2 protein-coding genes and 2 pseudogenes are annotated in these 4,357 nt (G+C 70.8%); 1 reads left to right on the top strand and 3 read right to left on the bottom strand.

Annotated elements, in window-relative coordinates:
• From rpsA to AC08OU_RS04725, 3 genes and pseudogenes are all read right to left on the bottom strand, one after another.
• Positions 1-224 (bottom strand): annotated as a pseudogene (gene rpsA, locus AC08OU_RS04735) (30S ribosomal protein S1); the annotation flags it as partial.
• 470 nt (positions 225-694) lie between these two features.
• Positions 695-2,362, bottom strand: coding sequence for an acyltransferase family protein (locus AC08OU_RS04730; protein ID WP_476604412.1), 1,668 nt, complete (start codon positions 2,360-2,362; stop codon positions 695-697).
• Positions 2,363-2,484: 122 nt separating this feature from the next.
• Positions 2,485-3,786, bottom strand: coding sequence for a glycosyltransferase family 39 protein (locus AC08OU_RS04725; RefSeq protein WP_476602157.1), 1,302 nt, complete (start codon positions 3,784-3,786; stop codon positions 2,485-2,487).
• Positions 3,787-3,975: 189 nt separating this feature from the next.
• On the opposite strand from AC08OU_RS04725, the pseudogene AC08OU_RS04720 reads away from it, so the two are divergent.
• Positions 3,976-4,357 (top strand): annotated as a pseudogene (locus AC08OU_RS04720) (hypothetical protein); the annotation flags it as partial.

Raw genomic sequence — 4,357 nt, 5'->3', positions numbered from 1 at the left:
ACACCCTCGGTCTTGTAGCCGATGTCGAGCAGCACCTCGTCGCGGTCGACCTTGACGATGACGCCGTCAACGATGTCGCCATCGTTGAAGAACTTGATCGTCTTGTCGACGGCCGCTAGGAAGTCTTCGGCCGAGCCGATGTCGTTGACCGCTACCTGTGGTGTGGTCGGGCTGGGCGAGATGGTCACGGTCTCCACGGGTCGTACGTCGGTGGTGCTCGTCAAGGGGTCGGCTCCGGCTAGGGGTGGTCGTCCGCGCGAGGGCCGGATCGAACCGCCGGGACCGAGGGACAGAAACAACGCCAAAAACGAAGAAACTGTCAGGAACGATAACGACGCTCGAGTGGATCCGCTCGGTCTGAGACCCACGGACCCTCGTGCACGTCCCCAAGTCTAGGGACGGGTGTCCAGGGTGGTCAACGGGCGCCCGCACCAAGACGCGCGCCGTCCGCCATCATCCTCACTCTGCGTAGAGTAATGACGTCCATATGTAGTTTTAGGTGGCGGCACGGCGCCGCGGTAGGCGGGACAACACCGTCCCGCGGATCGTCCCGGCACACGGGTGGGAACGTGTACGGACGGGACGTGACAGAGACGAACGGCGCAGATCGGTTGAAAAGCGGATAAATGGGTAAGTTCGTGGCGTCCGATTCCCGACACCCGCCGACGGCATGGCCTCGCGGCCCGACGCCCGGTCATTCCCGGGTCAGCGCCGACTCGCCGACCCCCCGCGCTCGGATCCCCCCCCGCTCGGGCCCCCCGCGCTCGGCCGGCTGTGCCCCGGGCTCACCGGGCTGCGGCGCGGGCTCCGGCCCGAGCCATTCCAAACCGTCGAACTCGACCCGGGGCCGCTTCCACCCGGCGCGCGGCGCCCGTCCATCCGGCACGCCGGGCAGGTCGGGATCGAGGGACCGGACCGGGGGGAACGGGTCTCGCACGTCCCGGTCCGTCATGTTCCGCAGCGGCATGATGCCTGACGCGAGTGGCACCGTCGGGCCATCGACGGGCTTCCCGATCACCTCGACCTCGCCCGGCGATCCGCCGGCCCCGCTCACGAGGCCGCCCTCCCCGCCCCTCGCCGCCCCTTCGAAGCGCCTCGCCACCCATCTGTCGACCCGCCGGGCCCACTCCCGGGAAAGGGTGATGCAGGGACGCTCGATCAAAAAGTGCGTCACGGTGGAGACCCCGACGGTCAGGGTAAGGACCACCAGGAGAAACGGCAGGTAGGGGATCTTCCACAGCCGCCAGCCACTGTGCTCCAGCACCAGGTCGATGACGGCCGAGTGCCACAGATAGATGCCGTACGAGATCGCTCCGAGGAAGGCCAGCGGACGGCTGGCCAGCAGCGGCCGCACCCAGCCGCGGTCGCTGCGGCCGAACACCGCCGGGAGCAGCAGGAAGAAGCCGAACAACCCGTAGCCCAGGTGCTTGCCTATGTCCTGGCTCCGCGTGGCTTCAAAGATCGGCACGAGCGGCAGGCCGAGATGCCTGCTCGACACCCAGTAGAAGAACGCGGCGATGCCCCAGCACACCGTGCCCGAGCCGGGCAGCTCGGCCCAGCGCGGCGACCTGCCCTGCCGGGAGTACCAGGCCGAGAGCACGGCGAGCAGCATGCCCATGGCGAACAGGTCCCACCAGACCGGCAGCCAGACGTTCCAGCCGTTCATCCAGGTCTGCGTGGACGGGATCACCAGATAATGGACGATCTTGGCTGCGGCGAACGTGACCGCGAGCGCGGCGAGTTCCACGCGTAACTGGGCGGCGGGCGGGCGGTCCCGCCGCCGCAGCAGCCACGCGTATACCGGTATCGCCAGGTAGAACGCCGCCTCGACGTCCAGGGTCCAGGCCTGGGTGAGGCCCTGGATCGCCCAGTGCTCCTGATAACCCTGGACGAAGAATGCCGTCTGGAACAGACCGGCCAGGCCGTGCACGCCGACCCGCTTACTGCTGACCACGGTCAGGGTGACGGCGAGCGCCACCCAGTACAGCGGGACGATCCGCATGAACCGCCGGACCAGGTAGCCGGCGGCGTCCGAGCCGCGGAGGCCGGCGAACCGGGCGGCGACGAACGGGCGGTAGAGCAGAAACCCCGAGATCAGGAAGAAGACCGCGACACCGATCTCACTCCGGGCGGTGTAGGGGCCCAGCCGGCTGCTGGTGGTGAAACCGGCGGGAAACGCGGTGTGCACGACGACCACGAGAATCGCCGCGATCGCGCGCAGGCCGTCGAAGCCGCCGAAGACGACCTTGGGTGGACGGACCGGCGCGGGAGTGCGCGGTTCGGGGATGGAAGCGGTGCCGGCCGGGCCGGCGGCTGCGCCGGAATCGGCTGCGGCCGTAAGAGAAAGGGCGGGTCCATTCACCGACCGAGCGCCCGGAGATCAGCAAGGTCCGGCACCCTGGCAACGTACCAGTCCGGTATACGCGACCACGTCGGCACCCCGAGCGAACCCCCCCTTTCTACCCGGCCGGCCGGTCCGCGAACCTACCGCGACACCCGAGTCACTACGCGACGCCCGAGCCACTGCGCGGCGGCCGTGATCGCGACGGCGGCGAGCAGCACGATCGCGGGCTCCGCGGCGGCCCGGAACCGGGTCGTCCCATAGATCGCGACCGAGGCGAGGCTCAGCGCGATCGGCACGGCGAGCAGTGGCAGCAGCACGACCCGGCGGCGGCGCAGCACCACGACCCCGGCGAGCGCCGCGATCTCCAACGGCCACAGCGTGACCATCCCGACCTTACTGAGGACCAGGGGGCGCAGCTCGATGGTGTCCAGCCGGGCCTGCTGCCAGGGACGGTAGACCCCCCATGTCCGACCAAGCCGCGCCGCGGCCACCCGGGGCAGGCTGCGCTCGTTGTGTTTGATGTAGTCGTACGCGGCCCGGCGGTAGAACACGTCCCGTTCGGAGCGTTCCTGGGGCGAGGGTGGCAACGCCAGGATGCAGTCGAACGACCACCAGCCGACGTACCGGCCGGAGTAGCTGGCCGGGCAGTGGGTGACCGCCAGGGTGGAGCCGAGCCCGGTGGACAGGTATTCCGGCTCACTGAACCGGGACAGGTTGTAGATCGTCCAGGGCGCGATCGTGAGCGCGCTCACCGCCGCCGCGACGGCCACCAGGGCGATCCGGCGCCGCCAGGCGAGTTCACGGGCCGTCGCGACGAGTGGCACCACCAGCACCACGGCGAGCAGCGCCAGTTCCGCTCGCGCGAGCATCACCGCCGCGAGGGCCACTCCGAGCCAGGCGGCGTCGGCGGCTCCCCGCCGGTCTCGGAACCGGTAGGCGGCAAGGGTGATCCACGCGCAGGTGAGGATCCCGGTCGTCTCCGACATCAACAGCGGGTCGTTGAGCCACATGCCCGGATAGACAGCGGCGATCCCGGCCGCCACCAGTCCGGTCACGGGGCCGGCGATCCGCCGCCCGGCGAGGGCGACGAGCACGATCGACAGCACGCCGAGCAGGCACAAGAACAGCTGGTGGGACAGGAAGCTGGTGAATCCGAGCACCGACGGCACGGCCAGCAGCACGCTGGTCAGCGGGGGGTGCTGGGCGTCGGGGACGTAGCGGCCGGACAGGGCGAGTTCGTAGGGGTCGGGCCAGCCCCGGCCGTCGGCGAAGAGGTTCGCCGCCTCGTGGTAGTAGTACGGGTCTCCCTGCACGACCGCCGGATGCAGCCAGTGGAACAGGTAGAACAGGCGGACGGCGAGACCGAGCAGCCCGATCGCGGCCAGCCACAGGTGCCAGCGCACGGGCCGCGCCCGCCCCAGCACCACGGAGAATCCCGACATCACGGGGAATCCCGGCGTGGGGTGGCCCGCGGGCACCGCCGGCGCCGGGGCCACCATCCGGGGGAGCCCCGCCGTGGTCTCAGACACACGCGGAAGGTACCAATGTCCCGATAGCGGCTCGACACCGCGTCCGCCGCGACAGCGGTGAGCACACCGTGCGTGCGTCCTCCCACGCCGCTGCGATTAGCCTTGCCTGTCGTATGTCCTGGCGAGGTCGCAGCCGACGCAACCCCCGGCGACGAGGAGGGAACGAGGCTGACCAGCAACGACGCCGACACCTTCCCGCTCGCCTCCGGTGGGCGCCACCGCCGGGTGGCACCCGGGCCGGAGCCCACCGACACCACCCCGATCAATACCCGCCTGGGCGGGACGCGACCGGCGCCCGGGGCCACCCGGAGACCGGCTGGACCTCCCCGCCGGTCTCCCGGGACGGCGACGGCGCCCGGGGCGAGAACCCGGGCCGGCACCCGGCCGCGGACCGGCACGCGCGAGGCGACGGGGCCGCAGCGGGTCGAGGAGGATCTCGACGCCACCGGGCCCGTGCTCGCGCCGCTCGGGCGCTCCCCCGCGC

Source organism: Frankia sp. CcMO1, assembly GCF_977945845.1.
This window is presented reverse-complemented; position numbering and strand designations above follow the sequence as displayed.

What these genes read in the sequence shown, in the direction of transcription:
- AC08OU_RS04725 (WP_476602157.1), bottom strand. Translation starts at nt 3,786, where the DNA reads ATGTCGGGATTCTCCGTGGTGCTGGGGCGGGCGCGGCCCGTGCGCTGG.